The 13,747-nt window shown below is 70.2% G+C and carries 15 protein-coding genes and 2 pseudogenes; 9 read left to right on the top strand and 8 right to left on the bottom strand.

Features of this window, described 5'->3' with window-relative positions; all coding sequences use genetic code 11:
• Positions 1–82 precede the first annotated feature (82 nt).
• On the bottom strand, positions 83–1,660 hold the full coding sequence (gene rox / locus ACGFY9_RS12250) for a rifampin monooxygenase (protein ID WP_393753645.1): 1,578 nt from the start codon (positions 1,658–1,660) through the stop codon (positions 83–85).
• 276 nt (positions 1,661–1,936) lie between these two features.
• Between rox and ACGFY9_RS12245 the strand changes: the two genes are divergently transcribed.
• The gene (locus ACGFY9_RS12245; protein WP_393753644.1) at positions 1,937–3,001 is read left to right on the top strand and encodes a fatty acid desaturase family protein; all 1,065 of its coding nucleotides are present in this window, start codon (positions 1,937–1,939) and stop codon (positions 2,999–3,001) included.
• A 133-nt stretch (positions 3,002–3,134) separates the two neighbouring features.
• Complete coding sequence (locus tag ACGFY9_RS12240; protein ID WP_033278297.1) at positions 3,135–3,317, top strand: hypothetical protein; 183 nt, start codon at positions 3,135–3,137, stop codon at positions 3,315–3,317.
• A gap of 197 nt (positions 3,318–3,514) precedes the next feature.
• Here the strand turns inward: ACGFY9_RS12240 and ACGFY9_RS12235 are convergent, their stop codons facing one another.
• The 3 genes and pseudogenes from ACGFY9_RS12235 to ACGFY9_RS12225 form a co-directional block, all read right to left on the bottom strand.
• Positions 3,515–4,471, bottom strand: a complete 957-nt coding sequence (locus ACGFY9_RS12235; RefSeq protein ID WP_393753643.1) for a hypothetical protein — start codon at positions 4,469–4,471, stop codon at positions 3,515–3,517.
• A gap of 135 nt (positions 4,472–4,606) precedes the next feature.
• On the bottom strand, positions 4,607–4,903 hold the full coding sequence (locus ACGFY9_RS12230; protein ID WP_393753642.1) for a hypothetical protein: 297 nt from the start codon (positions 4,901–4,903) through the stop codon (positions 4,607–4,609).
• Positions 4,904–4,955: 52 nt separating this feature from the next.
• Positions 4,956–5,377, bottom strand: a pseudogene (locus tag ACGFY9_RS12225) (hypothetical protein); the annotation flags it as partial.
• Positions 5,378–5,451: 74 nt separating this feature from the next.
• Here ACGFY9_RS12225 and ACGFY9_RS12220 point away from each other — a divergent pair.
• Entirely contained in the window at positions 5,452–6,189 is a 738-nt protein-coding gene (locus ACGFY9_RS12220; protein WP_393753641.1) for a dienelactone hydrolase family protein, read from the top strand.
• Between the two features lie 109 nt (positions 6,190–6,298).
• Here the strand turns inward: ACGFY9_RS12220 and ACGFY9_RS12215 are convergent.
• The 3 genes and pseudogenes from ACGFY9_RS12215 to ACGFY9_RS12205 all read right to left on the bottom strand — a co-directional run.
• A pseudogene (locus tag ACGFY9_RS12215) lies at positions 6,299–6,731 on the bottom strand (transposase); the annotation flags it as partial.
• A 21-nt stretch (positions 6,732–6,752) separates the two neighbouring features.
• Complete coding sequence (locus ACGFY9_RS12210; RefSeq protein WP_393753640.1) at positions 6,753–6,953, bottom strand: hypothetical protein; 201 nt, start codon at positions 6,951–6,953, stop codon at positions 6,753–6,755.
• Between the two features lie 10 nt (positions 6,954–6,963).
• The gene (locus tag ACGFY9_RS12205) at positions 6,964–7,563 is read right to left on the bottom strand and encodes a class I SAM-dependent methyltransferase (RefSeq protein WP_393753639.1); all 600 of its coding nucleotides are present in this window, start codon (positions 7,561–7,563) and stop codon (positions 6,964–6,966) included.
• A 152-nt stretch (positions 7,564–7,715) separates the two neighbouring features.
• Between ACGFY9_RS12205 and ACGFY9_RS12200 the strand changes: the two genes are divergently transcribed.
• The 5 genes from ACGFY9_RS12200 (at position 7,716) to ACGFY9_RS12180 (ending at position 12,722) form a co-directional block, all read left to right on the top strand.
• On the top strand, positions 7,716–8,489 hold the full coding sequence (locus ACGFY9_RS12200; protein WP_393753638.1) for an MHYT domain-containing protein: 774 nt from the start codon (positions 7,716–7,718) through the stop codon (positions 8,487–8,489).
• Between the two features lie 49 nt (positions 8,490–8,538).
• The gene (locus ACGFY9_RS12195; RefSeq protein WP_393753637.1) at positions 8,539–11,064 is read left to right on the top strand and encodes a nitrate- and nitrite sensing domain-containing protein; all 2,526 of its coding nucleotides are present in this window, start codon (positions 8,539–8,541) and stop codon (positions 11,062–11,064) included.
• The gene (locus ACGFY9_RS12190) at positions 11,061–11,498 is read left to right on the top strand and encodes a roadblock/LC7 domain-containing protein (protein ID WP_393753636.1); all 438 of its coding nucleotides are present in this window, start codon (positions 11,061–11,063) and stop codon (positions 11,496–11,498) included. Before ACGFY9_RS12195 ends, ACGFY9_RS12190 begins: the two co-directional genes overlap by 4 nt.
• Before the next feature lie 22 nt (positions 11,499–11,520).
• Entirely contained in the window at positions 11,521–11,934 is a 414-nt protein-coding gene (locus tag ACGFY9_RS12185; protein ID WP_393753635.1) for a DUF742 domain-containing protein, read from the top strand.
• Positions 11,935–12,116: 182 nt separating this feature from the next.
• Positions 12,117–12,722: an ATP/GTP-binding protein gene (locus ACGFY9_RS12180; protein WP_393753634.1), complete on the top strand. Its 606-nt coding sequence runs from the start codon at positions 12,117–12,119 to the stop codon at positions 12,720–12,722.
• 9 nt (positions 12,723–12,731) lie between these two features.
• On the opposite strand, the gene ACGFY9_RS12175 is transcribed toward ACGFY9_RS12180, so the two are convergent.
• On the bottom strand, positions 12,732–13,160 hold the full coding sequence (locus ACGFY9_RS12175; protein ID WP_393753633.1) for a PPOX class F420-dependent oxidoreductase: 429 nt from the start codon (positions 13,158–13,160) through the stop codon (positions 12,732–12,734).
• Positions 13,161–13,252: 92 nt separating this feature from the next.
• Between ACGFY9_RS12175 and ACGFY9_RS12170 the strand changes: the two genes are divergently transcribed.
• Entirely contained in the window at positions 13,253–13,666 is a 414-nt protein-coding gene (locus ACGFY9_RS12170; protein WP_019062680.1) for a roadblock/LC7 domain-containing protein, read from the top strand.
• The last annotated feature ends 81 nt before the right edge of the window (positions 13,667–13,747 follow it).

Genomic DNA, 13,747 nt, shown 5'->3' with positions numbered 1-13,747 from the left:
CCTCCCCCTCCGCCCGGTCACCGAGGGCGAGTTCGAGACCTGGTCCGCGCGACTACGGCGTTCCGCGCGGACCGGAGCCGTTCTACCCGGGAGGCTGGGTGTTCCCGGCGGACCGATCCCAGCGGGTTGGGCGGTCTTGGTGGGCCGCGCCGAACCACACGGGCAGTCGGCTGAACAGGTCCTCCTGGTCGTCGCCGACCCACGCCACGTGACCGTCCGGCCGCAGAAGCACTGCGGGTGCGTCCAGTTCCTCGCTGACGTCGACTACGTAGTCGACGCGATCCGCCCACCCCGCGACCGAGAGTCGGCCGGTCTGGTCGAGCAGGAGTCCTCGACCGGCGTGCATCAACTCGTACAGGCGCCCCTGCTTCAGCCTCACGTCCCGCAGCCGTCGGCCGAGCAGTTCATGGCCCTCGCCGAAGTCGTAGCGGATCCCGACCGCGGTGATCATCTCGGTCACGTACCGGTTCACCTCCTCGAAGTCCATCAGCGTCGAGAACAGTTCCCGCAGTGCGGTCGGACCAGGAGCGGTCCCCAGGAGCGTGATCTGCGCGCGCGTGTTGGCGATGACTCGGGCGCCTACAGGGTGTCGTTCGGTGTGGTAGCTGTCCAACAACCCTTCTGGAGCCCAGCCGTTGACCTCGGCCGCCAGCTTCCAGCCGAGGTTGAAAGCGTCCTGCACACCCAGGTTGAGCCCCTGCCCGCCGGTCGGCGGATGGATGTGCGCCGCGTCGCCTGCCAGCAGGACCCGGTCGACCCGGTAGCGCTCGGCCTGCCGGGTGGCGTCGCCGAAGCGGGACAGCCAGCGCGGCGAGTGCACGCCGAAGTCGGTGCCCGCGACGGCCCGTAGCCGCTGCTTGAAATCGTCGAGGGTCGGCGCGGTCGCACGGTCCTCGGCAACGCCGTCGGCGGGCACCACGACGCGGTACCCGCCGTTCTCGCTCGGGCTGACACCGAACCGCAGTTGGGTCTTGCGGACTTCCTCGACGGCGGCGGCAATGGCCGCCGGCTCCTCGGCCACCTCCATCTCGCCCAACAGCGTCTCGACCGTCGCGGGCTCGCCGGGGAAACCGACACCGAGCAACTTGCGTACCGTGCTGCGGCCGCCGTCGCATCCGACGACGTAGCGCGAGCGCAGCTGTGAGCCGTCCGTCAACTCGACGGTCACCCCGTCCTCGGCCTGACTCAACCCGATCACCTCGCGGCCGCGCCGGAACTCGGTACCGAGTTCGACGGCGCGCTCTTCGAGCAGCCGCTCGGTGACAGGCTGCGGGGTGGCGACGCCGTACGGGTGAGCCGTGTCCGATCGGTCCGGCCATGGTTTGACGATGCCTCCGAAGAGACCGCCCGCCTGGAACTTCTCACTGACCGCGAGGAACCGGTCGAGGAGGCCGCGCTGGTCCATGATCTCGACACTGCGCGCGTGCAGACCCTGCCCGCGGGACTCCCCGGTCGGCTCGGTCAGCTTCTCCAGCACGACCACGTGCACGCCGTGCAGCCGCAACTCGCAGGCCAGCATCAAGCCGGTCGGTCCGCCGCCGACCACGATCACGTCAATCATCAGAACGCCCGTCCAAGGAGATTGGTTTCCGGCCCGCCGATCCGTGGACCTGCACTCACGAGTCTTTCGTTTCCGCAGGTCCCGGCCTCGGTCGGCCATTTTGCGGGACGACCCGGGCCTTGCCGCAAGCCCCCGGCTGCGCTATACGTTGGGTGTGGCAAGGAGTGGGTGAACTCCTTGCCATCGCCTTTTTCCGGGTACCTCTGCACAGGCTCGATCCCTGGGGACCGGGTCGGCGAGGGTGTCGTCAACCCCCCTGTGAGGACCCGGCTGACCCCCGTACGGACACGGGGGGTTCCGTCATGGTCGCGACCGGTCACCGATTCGTACGTTTGCTCAGGTCAGCCCGTTGCCTGAGAGAGTCGGAGATCGGACATGTCCCAGACCACCGCAGTCATCGGCGCGCATGATCCGGGAGATGCCGTCGCGGCGCCCCCAGGAAGCGAGTTCGCGCCCCTCCTGCGCACGGTCAGGGGCAGAGGCCTGCTGGAGCGGCGGTACGCCTGGTACGCGCGCTGCATCGCCGCCAACGCCCTCGCGCTGGGCGGCATCGTCACGGGCATCGTCCTGATCGGCGACTCCTGGCTGACGCTGCTCCTGGCACCGCTCCTGGCCGTGTTCGGTGCCCGCACGGCCTTCATAGGCCATGACGCCGGCCACTCCCAGATCGCCGGCGGGAAGGCCGTCAACCGTCTCATCGGCCTGATCCACGGCAACCTGCTGCTGGGGATGAGTTACTCCTGGTGGAACGACAAGCACAACCGCCACCACGCCAACCCCAACCACATCGACAAGGATCCGGACGTCGTCGCCGACGTCCTCGTCTTCACCGGCGAACAGGCCAAGGACCGTTCAGGGTTCCGGCGCTGGCTCACCCGCAACCAGGCGTGGCTGTTCTTCCCGCTCACGTTGCTCGAAGGCGTCGCCCTCAAGGTCAACGGTTTCCAGGATCTGCGGCGCCAGCCCCGTCGCGAGCGGGCCGTCGAAGGCGCTCTCCTGGTGAGCCATGTCGTGGCCTACGCGACCCTGCTGCTCATCTCGATGTCCCCGGGGAAGGCACTCGCGTTCGCCGCGCTGCACCAGGCCCTGTTCGGCCTGCACCTCGGCCTGGCCTTCGCGCCCAACCACAAGGGCATGGAGATGCCGGACCCGAACGGTGAACGGTGGGGCCATCTCCGCCGCCAGGTCCTCACCTCACGGAACATCCGCGGCGGCGTGCTGACCGACTGGTTCCTCGGCGGCCTCAACTACCAGATCGAACACCACCTCTTCCCGAGCATGCCGCGGCCCAATCTGCGGCTCGCACAACCCCTGGTGCGCGCCCACTGTCAGGATGTGGGTATCCCCTACGTGGAGACGGGGCTCGTCGACTCCTACCGGCAGGCCCTGCGCCACCTCCACGAGGTGGGGGAGCCGCTGCGCATGGAGTGGACGGAGTGACGGAACGGCCGACGGCCCGGATACCAGTAGGGGAAGCGCCTCAGGGATGTCTCAGGGTCGCGATCCGGAACTGTGAGGAGCGCGGACCCGTTTTCAGATCAGAGAGCGGCTGCGGCCGCGGAGGAGGCGACATATGTCGAGGAACGCGAAGATCGCCGTAGGTGGTGTGGCCGTCGGACTGATCCTGCTGATCTGGCTGCCCTGGTGGGTTTCATTCCTGATCGTCGTGGGAGTGCCGGCGGCCGCATATCTCACGCTGGACCCGTCGCAGCGGCGTCGGCTGCGCCGCGTGGCGGGCAAGGAGATCGGCCGCTGACGTACGGATGCCCGGCTGTGTGCCGGCCCGGCGTACAGGAGCAGAGCACAGCACCGTCCGCGGGACTGCCGATAGCAGCCCTGTGGACAGTGCGCTGCCGAGCACCGTCCATGAACCGAGCTTTCCTCGTCGACCCGGTCGATCGAGCGTGACCCGGGCGTCCGGGCCCCTGGACGCCCGGATCCGAGCCCAGGGGCTCAACTCGGCCGTACGGCAAGCTTGTCGAGTGCTTCCAGGAGACCGGGAAGCTCGGGGCCCCGGCCGACCGGCAGGACCTCGCCGGGCTCGTCGTCGAGGAGGACGAACGCTATGTCGTCGGTTCGGGCGACCAACGACCAGCCGGGGCCGTCGGCGCGCAGCGTGCGTGCGTCGCCCGGTGCGAAGGACGATCTGACGCGGCCGAGGGGCGGCGGGCTGTCGACGTACGCGCGGACCTCTGTCAGCACCCGACGAACCCCGCTGTGGCCTGCCTGAGGGCCTTCCCCGCTGCTGCCCGCAGAGGTGCCGTCCGACGCGTTGTCGTCGGACGGCGTTCCGTGCGCCTCGGACGCGGCGTCGGGGGTAGTGGCGTCCGAGGCGGCCTTGTCCGTCTCCGACGCGTCGTCCGCCCCGTGCTGCGTCTCCTGAACCTCCTGAACCTCCTGCGCCGAGAAGTTCGAGTCGTCGATCTGCTCGCGCCACAGGGCCCATTGCAGCGCGATCTCGTCGGCACCCAGCCGTCGTTGTGCCGGACCCCAGGTGGTGGTGTCCGGCGGAGTCAGCGGTGGTCGGTCCACGAGGTCGGGGTCCGGATCGTGCGGCGCGGGCACGTTGGGAGCCGCGACGGCGACCGCGAGCGGCCAGCCCGGCAGAGCGGCGACCACCGTGCGCTCGCTCGGCGACAGGTCGTACTCCATGCCGCAGTCCCAGGACGCGATGGCGACCGCGACCAGCGACACGTCGTCGATGACGACGGTCCACCGCGACCCGTCGCCGTCCTGGCCGAGAACCAGGCCGTACCCGTCGGCGAGCGGCGCCATACCGAGCGCCGCACAGGCCTCCGGGTAGTCGTCGCCCAGCACGCTCGGGAACTTCGCCGGCGTCAGCAGCACCGCCGTGAGCACATAGAGCGCATCGTCCTCGGCGGCGACGGCCTCTTCATCCGTGTCGGCCATCCCAGCCTCCCCATCATTCGTCCAACCGCGCGCACCCTAGTGTGCGCGGAAGCCGCTTGTCACGACTCCCAAGTACACCCGGAGCTGCAGTTTTCCGGCTGGACGGGGCGAAATGACCTCCGGTGACCCGAACTGTCAGCCCGCGGGGAGCCCAAGAAGCGCACGAGCCACCGTCCTTGGCGACTCGTCACGCTCCCTGGCGAGGGCGACGACGGCCCGGCACGCCAGCTCGCTCACCCCGAAGGACAGCGCCTCCGGCGACACCCAGCCCGCGGCCTCGTCGATCCGGTCCTGGTCGTCCTCCGCGCGGGCCGAGACATAGACGGCGGCGGCCTCGAAGAGATTGTGCGGGCGCCGCTGTGGGACGTTGCTCGGCTCCGTGCGCGTGGAGGTGAGAAATCTGGCGAAGGTCTTACGGGGCCTGTCGAACATGCTGACCGCCTTCCCCCTGCGTGGTTCGCTGTCGCCGACCGTTCATCTACTGCTACCCAACGTAGAGTTGGAGTTGCGGCGACAGAAGGGGGACGGTGCGGTGAAGCGCGCGCGTCGAACGCTCGGCGCGGAGACGGGTCAGCCGTCGAGTGAGTCCCACCGTGGCCCGCAGCCAGGTGAGTTCCGCCCGGCTCGTGGCCCGGGCGATCGTGAGGATGCCGCGCCGGAAGGGATCGTCCAACTCCTCGGCGCGCAGCGGCCGTTCGCCGTCGTAGAAGAAGCTCGCGGGTTTCTCCAGGAAGTCCAGTCGGCGCCGTAGGACGACCGCCTGGGCGGTGGGGTCGTCGAGGCGTCTCAGGAAGGCGAGGATCGTGAACCAGCGGTTCTCGTGGGTGATGTCGCGCTGGGCGGGCTCGGCGGGCGGCGGCGCAGTTCGTGTCTGCCCTCCTGGGTGAGCGTCAGGACGTGACGCGGGGGGATACCCGCGTGCTCTGCCAGGGGCAGAACAGCGGCCGGACCGGGCTCGACGATCACTACAGTCCAGTCTCATGACGACGATTACGACGCGTACGGTCGAGTACCCGGCCGACGGTCTGACGATGACCGGGCACCTCGCGCTCCCGGCCGGTGTCGACCGTCGGCCCGCAGTGCTGCTCGGACCAGAGGGCATGGGGCTCAGCGACGTCGAGCGCCGCCGGGCCGAAGCTCTCGCCGAGCTGGGATACATAGCGCTGGCCTTCGACCTCCACGGCGGGCGCTATTTGAGCGACCCCGAGGAGATGCTGGCCCGTTGCATGCCACTGCTCTCCGATCCCGGCCGGATGCGGAGTATCGGCCATGCGGCGCTCGACGTGTTGCGCACCGAACCGCGGACCGATTCCGACCGGATCGCCGCCGTCGGCTACGGCACCGGGGGCGCCGTCGGGCTGGAACTCGGGCGCGACGGCGTCAACCTGCGCGCGATCGGGACAGTCAACGCACTGACCACGGGCCGACCTGGCGAGGCAGCGCGCATTCGCTGCCCGGTGTGGGCCGGGGTCGGGTCGGAAGACCCGATCATGCCGGCCGCGCAACGTGAGGCGTTCACCGCTGAGATGCAGGCCGCGGGCGTCGACTGGCGCCTGACGGTCTACGGCGGCGCCCTGCACGCCTTCCACCATCCGCCGGTCGACCACCCCACGGTCCCCGGCGTCGGCCACCACCCGCGGCACGCGCAGCGAGCCTGGCGCGACGTCGTCGACCTGCTCGCCGAGTGCCTGCCCGTGACGGAGGATCTGGGTGCATGACCCAGGCAAACACGCCGGCACCAGGCTTGGTCGGCATGCCTGGGACCCCTCAAGCAGCGTGGACGGGTTCGGCAGATGGGGGCAGGGATGCGTTGGGCTCGACGGCGGGCCGGGTGAGCCTGCGGGTCATAAGCGTGATCGAGGCGAGGGTAAGCATCGCCTCGGAGTGCTCAGGCCGGGTCTCGCAGTCGCGCGCATTCCGACGCGCATGCGACAACCAAGCCAGTGTCCTCTCCACCACCCACGCCTCGGCAAGATCACGAAGCCCTTGGCGCCTAGGGCCTGTTCTCAGTCTTGATCGCCCGCGGCGGACCAGCGGACGAAGAGGCCGAACACCGTCTTGAGGGGCGGGTAATCCTGCGGCAGCGCGGCCCATTTGGAGCCGGTGCCGACGAGATGGCGCAGGGCGTCGACGATCTCCTGACGTGGGTGGGCCTCCGGCCTGCCGCCGCTGGGGTCTGGCAGGCCGGCACCGGCAGCAACGGCTCGACCAGGGCCCATTCGAGGTCCGCCGTGTCCGAGGGACAGTGTCGCCGGCGCATGACGTCCGCCTTCCGCTTCTCTCAGGCGATCAGGTCAAGGGTGGACTCGACGGAGTTGAGCTGGGCGACGATGTGCCGCACCCGCTTGTCCTCCGGGTCCAGGGCGGCGTGCGGGGCAATGGTGCCGGTGATCAGGCGGCGGACCTCGGTGAGCAGCGCGTGCGCGCGGGCCGTCCCGTAGGTCTCCAGCTGGGCGCATGTACGAGATCGACCGAGGTTCAAAGACGGGTTCTCAGTGCTCGCGCACGGCCAGCGCCAGGAAATGGTTGTCCTCGTCGGCGTACGACGTCATGCGCCACCCCGAACCGGCCAGCAGTGGACGGAGATTGGCCTCCGCGCGCAGGTCGTCCGGCGTGATCTGCCGCCCCTGACGCGCCGCGAGCGCCGCCCGGCCGATCGGATGGAACAGGGCCAGCTTGCCGCCGGGGCGCACCACGCGCGCCAACTCCCGCAGATTCTCCTCGGGTCGGGCCAGATGAGCGATCAGGCCCGCCGCGAACACGGCGTCGAGCGATTCCGACCGCAGCGGCAGCGCGGCGACGTCGGCGAGCAGCAGGAGCCCGTCACGGCCCCGTCCGGCTCGTACGGCGGCCTCCAGCATGGCCGGGGTCAGATCGGCCCCGACCACCACTCCGGAGTGCCCCACGGCCGCACGGAGCGGCGGCAGCGCGCGTCCCGTCCCGCAGCCCGCGTCGAGCACCCCGTCTCCTGAGCGCAGCCCGAGTTCGGCGACCGCGGCGACGTAGGCGGGGCCGTCGTCGGGAAAGCGGCTGTCCCAGTCGGAGGCGCGCGCACCGAAGAACTCCTGGACATGTGTGTGGTCGTCGCTCATGTTCCGCATGATCCCTCACCGACACGGATGACGCTTCGGTGCGCATGTTCGAGCGTGACGCGGTCGTTCAGGCACCTCTCCGCGTCAGATTGCAACACCTTTCGAAATGCGCCCCCTTTGTGCACCCGTGCCCCCACTAGCGTCCCCTGGTCATGGGACACCTGGACCACGCCACCTTCGGCTGGCTGACCCCCGTGCTGTCATACGTGATGGCCTGCATGGGCTCCGCACTCGGGCTGCGCTGCACCGTCCGCGCGCTCGGCGCCACCGGCCGCTCGCGCCGCAACTGGCTCATCACCGCGGCCTCGGCACTCGGCACCGGCATCTGGACCATGCACTTCGTGGCCATGCTCGGCTTCGGCGTCAGCGGCACCGACATCCGCTACGACGTGCCACTGACCATGCTCAGCCTCCTCGTCGCCATGGTCGTCGTCTGCGCGGGCGTCTTCGCGGTCGGCTACGGCCGCGACCGGGGCCGCGCGCTCTTCCTCGGCGGCCTCACCACCGGACTGGGCGTCGCGAGCATGCACTACCTGGGCATGGCGGCGATGCGGTTGCACGGAGACGTGAGCTACGACCCGATGCTCGTCGGGCTCTCCGTGCTGATCGCCGTCGTCGCGGCGACCGCGGCCCTGTGGGCGGCCCTCAACATCAAGTCGCCCGTGGCGGTCACCGTTGCCTCCCTCGTCATGGGAGCGGCCGTCAGCAGCATGCACTACACCGGCATGTTCGCGGTGCGCGTGCACGTCACGCCTTCCGGAGCGGTCCTTCCCGGCGCCACGGCGATGCAGTTCATCTTCCCCCTCGCCGTGGGCCTCGGGTCCTACCTGTTCCTGACCTCGGCGTTCGTCGCACTGTCGCCGACCACGGGAGAACGCGAGGCCACCGCCTCGGCCCAGCGGCCGGTCGAGAGCGTCGCCCGCTAGTCCGGCCCGTGCAGCACGCCCCTGAGAACCACTTCCGAGCGAGGAGGCCATGCGTACCCCCCGTAGGACCCCGAGAGCCGGCGCCGAGGCGCCGCCCGTGCGCGGTCGTCGCGCGCACGCCGGACCACCCGCCGACGAACTCTTCGACGATCTCCTGGACGCCTCGTCGGAGGACATACCCCCGCGCGCGGGACGATGGCGGATGCGCCCCCGCACCGTACGAGCCAAGATCGTCTGCCTCCTGATGGTGCCGGTCGTCTCCCTGCTCGCCCTGTGGGCGTACGCCACCGTCAGCACCGCCCAGGACGTCTCCCGGCTACGGCAGTTGCAGCGCGTGGACTCCGCGGTGCGCAGCCCCGTCGCGGACGCCGTGGTGGCGCTGCAGGCCGAGCGGTCGGCCGCCGTGCGCTACGCGACCGACCCCGAGGCCGAGCAGAGCGGAGACCTGAAGAAGCTCGCGGCGAGCACGGACCGGGCGGTCGCCCGGTTGCGGCTCGGCGACGACAACACCGTCGCCGACGGCGAGGAACTGCCCTCCGGGGTCTCCCGCCGACTGAAGACCTTCGTCACCGGAGCCGAGCAACTGCGCTCACTGCGGACCGACGTGCTCGGCCACCGCGCGGGATGGGACGAGACCTACGGGCAGTACACGAAGACCATCGCGACAGCCTTCGCCGTGGGCGGGGCGCTCACCGGGATCCAGGACGCCGACCTCGGATCCGACGCGCGCGTGCTCCTGGAGTTCTCCCGCGCCGGGGAATCACTGTCCCAGGAGGACGTGATGCTCGCCGGCGCCCGTCTCGACGGCAGGCTCGACGGGGAGCGGCTGAGGCTGTTCACCGGGGCCGTCGACACCCGACGCACCCTCACCGACTCCGCCGTCGAGGACCTGCGCGGCTCCGAACGCGCCGCCTGGCAGCACCTCGCCGACACCAGCGCCTACGGTGCGATCGGCACCGTCGAGGACAAGGTCCTCGCCACCGACTCGGCCACCAGGGCGATCGCCGCGGCTCCGGAGACCACCTGGAACAACGCCCACACACGCGTACAGGACGGCATGCGCAGCATCGAGTCGGAGGCGGGCAGCGGGGTCGCCCACCGCGCCGATCCGTTCACCCGAGGGCTGCTCACCTCCGCCGGTGCCGCGGTCCTGCTCGGACTCGCCGCCGTCATCGCGTCGCTCGTCATCTCGGTGCGCATCGGACGCGGCCTCGTCGTCGAACTCGTGAGCCTGCGCAACGACGCCCTGGGGATCGCCCGCCACAAGCTTCCCGAGGCCATGCGGAGACTGCGCGCGGGGGAGGAGATCGACATCAGGGCGGAGGCCCCGCCCGGGTCGCCCGCGGAGGACGAGATCGGACAGGTCGTCGAGGCCCTGAGCACCGTGCACCGCGCGGCTCTGCGGGCCGCCGTCGAACGTGCCGAACTCGCCAGCGGCATCTCCGGGGTCTTCGTCAACCTCGCCCGCCGCAGCCAGGTCCTGGTGCACCGTCAACTCAGCCTGCTGGACCGCATGGAGCGCCGCTCCGAGGACCCGAACGAACTGAGCGACCTGTTCCGCCTCGACCACCTCACCACCCGTATGCGACGGCACGCCGAGAGCCTGATCATCCTCTCCGGCGCGGCACCCGGGCGGGCCTGGCGCATGCCGGTCTCGCTGACCAACGTCGTCCGCGCGGCAGTCTCCGAGGTCGAGGACTACGCGCGCGTGGAGGTACGCCAACTCCCCGAGGCGTCCGTCGTCGGCGCCGCCGTCGCCGACCTCACGCACCTGCTGGCCGAGATCGTGGAGAACGCGGCCCAGTTCTCGCCGCCGCACACACGCGTGCGGGTCACCGGCGAACCCGTCGGCAACGGCTACGCCGTAGAGGTCGAGGACCGGGGCCTCGGCATGGGCACGGAGTCCCTGGGTGACGCCAACCGCCGCATCGAACAGTCCGAGGCCCTCGACCTCTTCGACAGCGACCGGCTCGGCCTTTTCGTGGTCAGCAGGCTCGCCGCCCGCCACGGCATCAAGGTCCACCTGCGGACCTCGCCCTACGGCGGAACGACGGCGGTCGTCCTGCTGCCGACGGCGCTGCTGCACGGCGGCGCCGCGGAACGTGCCCCGCGCGCGGCGGTCGACGACGGGGAGCGGGCCGTGGAACGCGAGTACGCGCGCGTGCCCACCGCGACCCAGCACCAGGAGTCCGTCGCCGCCTCGGCCGACCGGCCCGCCCTGGCGGTCTCCACACGGGCCGCCGCGGAGTCGGCGAACGACACCCCGCCCCCCGGAGTCACCACCTTGCGACTGCACCGTCCCCCCGAGGACACCGAAGGGACCGACGAGAACGACGACCTCCCACGCCGCGTACGCCAGGCACATCTCGCCCCCCAGCTCCGCGAACAGCCCACCGCGGAACGGGAACAGGCGCCGGCGGCCCCGCGCGACGAGCATCGCACCCCGGAGGTCGTACGGGACCGGATGGCGGCCTACCGCGAAGGCTGGACGCGCGGCGGCGGCAGGCAACCGGGCCGCGGTGCCACCCCAGGCCCCGCAACGGGCAGCGACAGCAGCGAAGGAGACCCCGCGTGATCCAGGACCCGAGCATGAGGGCCGCCCAGCGGTCCGGCGAACTCGACTGGCTGCTGGACGACTTGGTGCTGCGCGTGAGCGAAGTACGGCATGTCGTGGTGCTCTCCAACGACGGCCTCGCCGTCGGCGCGTCGACCGACCTCAAGCGCGAGGACGCCGAACACCTCGCCGCGGTCGCCTCCGGATTCCACAGCCTGGCCAAGGGCGCGGGACGGCACTTCGGAGCCGGCGGAGTACGGCAGACCATGGTGGAGATGGACGACGGATTCCTGTTCGTGGCAGCGGCCGGGCACGGTTCCTGCCTCGCCGTCCTCACAGCCGTCACGGCCGACATAGGCCTGGTGGCGTACGAGATGGCGCGGCTGGTCAAGCGCGTCGGCGAGCACCTCTACACGCCGCCGCGCGTCGGTGCGCGGCCGCCCGCAGCCGGATGAGGCGAGAGGGCGATCCACTCCGATGACCGAAGACACGACCGGCGTCCAGCGCGAGCCGGGCAGCCAGTGGTACGACCAGGAAGCCGGGCCTCTCGTCCGCCCCTACGCGATGACGGGCGGACGTACCAAACCGGGTCCTACGGGGGTGCGTTTCGACCTGATCGCGCTCGTCACGCTGGATACGGGCGCGCCCGGCTTCGACGACGACACCGGGCTCGGACCGGAACACCGGGCCCTCGTCGACCTGTGCCGCCCCGAAACACAGTCCGTCGCCGAACTCGCCGCCGGAGCAGACCTTCCGCTGGGAGTGGTCCGGGTGCTCCTGGGCGACCTCCTGGAACTCGGCTGCGTCATCGTCAGCCGTCCGGTGCCGCCCGCGCAGCTTCCTGATGAACGGATTCTGCGCGAGGTCATCGAGGGACTGCGGGCACTGTGACGAAACTTCAGTACCACTCGAACGCGTACGACGCCGACTTGCGCACCCTTCCGTACACCGAACAGGTGCGAGACGGTCACATCGGGCAAATAGCGATCCAACCGCCCAGGATGAGGCCGTACTTGCCAGGATGCACACCTATGGACGTCGAGCGTTTCCGGCACTCCCGAGAGAAGTGATCGATGGTCTCCGAGCACTCCGACGCCGAGGACGGCGAGACGACCGCCCTGGCGTTGAAGATCCTGGTCGCCGGCGGATTCGGCGTGGGCAAGACCACCATGGTGGGCGCGGTCAGCGAGATCAGGCCGCTGCGCACCGAGGAACTCCTCAGCGAGGCCGGTCAGTTGGTGGACGACACCGACGGCGTGGACCAGAAGGTCACGACGACCGTCGCCATGGACTTCGGCCGCATCACCATCCGGTCCGGCCTCTCCCTCTACCTGTTCGGCACACCGGGCCAGGACCGCTTCTGGTTCCTGTGGGACGAACTGTCGCAGGGCGCCCTGGGGGCCGTGGTCCTCGCGGACACCCGGCGCCTTGAGGACTGCTTCCCCGCGGTCGACTACTTCGAGCACCGGCACATCCCGTTCGTGGTGGCCGTCAACTGCTTCACGGGCTCCCGGAGTTACGGCGCCCGCGACGTCTCCCGCGCGCTGGACCTCGACCAGGGGACACCCGTGGTCCTCTGCGACGCCCGTGACCGCGACTCGGGGAAGGAGGTGCTGATCCGGCTCGTCGAGTACGCCGGGCGGATGCACACCGCCCGGATGCTCGACTCGGTGGGCTGACGTGGCATCTCACTCCGAAATGCCCTTCTGCGCCAGGACCTTCTCGACCGTGACGCGCACGAGGAGTTCGCCAGGCACCCCGTTGCGGGCACCGAACTCCTCGGCGCGCTCCTCGCCCATGTACCGGGCTCCGATCCGGGCTGCCCAGTACCGGAGTTCGCCCGGCTCCTCCGACAACTCGGCGCGCCCCTGCAGCACCACGAAGTCGAACGGCGGCCGATCGTCGTCCACGCACAGGGCGACTCGCCCGTCACGGGCAAGATTGCGCCCTTTTACCGTTTCCTTCGCGGTGTTGAACACCACATCGTCGCCGTCCAGCAGGAACCAGATCGGCGCCACATGAGGGCTCCCATCGGCGCGTACGGTCGACAGCTTGCCCGTGCGCGTGCCGTGCGAGACGAACGCCCGCCATTCCTCGTCGGTCATCTTCTGTGCCATGCCCCTATCCTCCTTGCCCGGGCGACGGAGGTGGGGAAGGCTGACGGGAGATCCTCCGGCCAGGGGGAGAGGCGACACGGGGAGGCCGGAACATGGCACAGAACCAGGGACTGAGCTGGCTGCTGGACGATCTGACCGAGCGCGTCGAGCACGTACGCCACGCCCTGGTCCTGTCCAACGACGGACTGGTGACGGGCGCGAGCACGGGGCTGCGCCGCGAGGACGCCGAACACCTCGCCGCCGTCTCGTCCGGACTGCACAGCCTGGCCAAGGGTTCGGGACGCCACTTCGGCGCGGGCGGCGTGCGGCAGACGATGATCGAGTTCGACGACGCCGTCCTGTTCGTCACCGCCGCGGGGAGCGGCAGCTGTCTGTGCGTCCTCAGCGGCGCGGACGCGGACATCGGCCAGATCGCCTACGAGATGACCCTCCTCGTCAACCGCGTCGGCGAGCATCTCGGCGTGGACGCCCGACAGCCCGAGCGGACCCCCGTCACGGACCTCTGACCTGCAACTTCACGGGCCTCCGCAGAGTTATCCACAGGCCTGCCACGAGATCCGGCGAGCCGGTTACGGTTTGTTCATCGC

This window comes from Streptomyces sp. NPDC048504 (assembly GCF_043200035.1).
Classification (GTDB): Bacteria; Actinomycetota; Actinomycetes; order Streptomycetales; family Streptomycetaceae; genus Streptomyces.
The sequence above is the reverse complement of the archived record's forward strand: the minus strand, read 5'-3'. Positions and strand labels throughout refer to the sequence as shown.

What these genes read in the sequence shown, in the direction of transcription:
- ACGFY9_RS12180 (WP_393753634.1), top strand. Translation starts at nt 12,117, where the DNA reads ATGGTCTCCGAGCACTCCGACGCCGAGGACGGCGAGACGACCGCCCTG.
- ACGFY9_RS12230 (WP_393753642.1), bottom strand. Translation starts at nt 4,903, where the DNA reads ATGTTCGACAGGCCCCGTAAGACCTTCGCCAGATTTCTCACCTCCACG.
- ACGFY9_RS12220 (WP_393753641.1), top strand. Translation starts at nt 5,452, where the DNA reads ATGACGACGATTACGACGCGTACGGTCGAGTACCCGGCCGACGGTCTG.
- ACGFY9_RS12235 (WP_393753643.1), bottom strand. Translation starts at nt 4,471, where the DNA reads ATGGCCGACACGGATGAAGAGGCCGTCGCCGCCGAGGACGATGCGCTC.
- ACGFY9_RS12175 (WP_393753633.1), bottom strand. Translation starts at nt 13,160, where the DNA reads ATGGCACAGAAGATGACCGACGAGGAATGGCGGGCGTTCGTCTCGCAC.
- ACGFY9_RS12205 (WP_393753639.1), bottom strand. Translation starts at nt 7,563, where the DNA reads ATGAGCGACGACCACACACATGTCCAGGAGTTCTTCGGTGCGCGCGCC.
- ACGFY9_RS12240 (WP_033278297.1), top strand. Translation starts at nt 3,135, where the DNA reads ATGTCGAGGAACGCGAAGATCGCCGTAGGTGGTGTGGCCGTCGGACTG.
- ACGFY9_RS12170 (WP_019062680.1), top strand. Translation starts at nt 13,253, where the DNA reads ATGGCACAGAACCAGGGACTGAGCTGGCTGCTGGACGATCTGACCGAG.
- ACGFY9_RS12185 (WP_393753635.1), top strand. Translation starts at nt 11,521, where the DNA reads ATGACCGAAGACACGACCGGCGTCCAGCGCGAGCCGGGCAGCCAGTGG.
- ACGFY9_RS12200 (WP_393753638.1), top strand. Translation starts at nt 7,716, where the DNA reads ATGGGACACCTGGACCACGCCACCTTCGGCTGGCTGACCCCCGTGCTG.
- ACGFY9_RS12195 (WP_393753637.1), top strand. Translation starts at nt 8,539, where the DNA reads ATGCGTACCCCCCGTAGGACCCCGAGAGCCGGCGCCGAGGCGCCGCCC.
- ACGFY9_RS12245 (WP_393753644.1), top strand. Translation starts at nt 1,937, where the DNA reads ATGTCCCAGACCACCGCAGTCATCGGCGCGCATGATCCGGGAGATGCC.
- rox (WP_393753645.1), bottom strand. Translation starts at nt 1,660, where the DNA reads ATGGCCGACCGAGGCCGGGACCTGCGGAAACGAAAGACTCGTGAGTGC.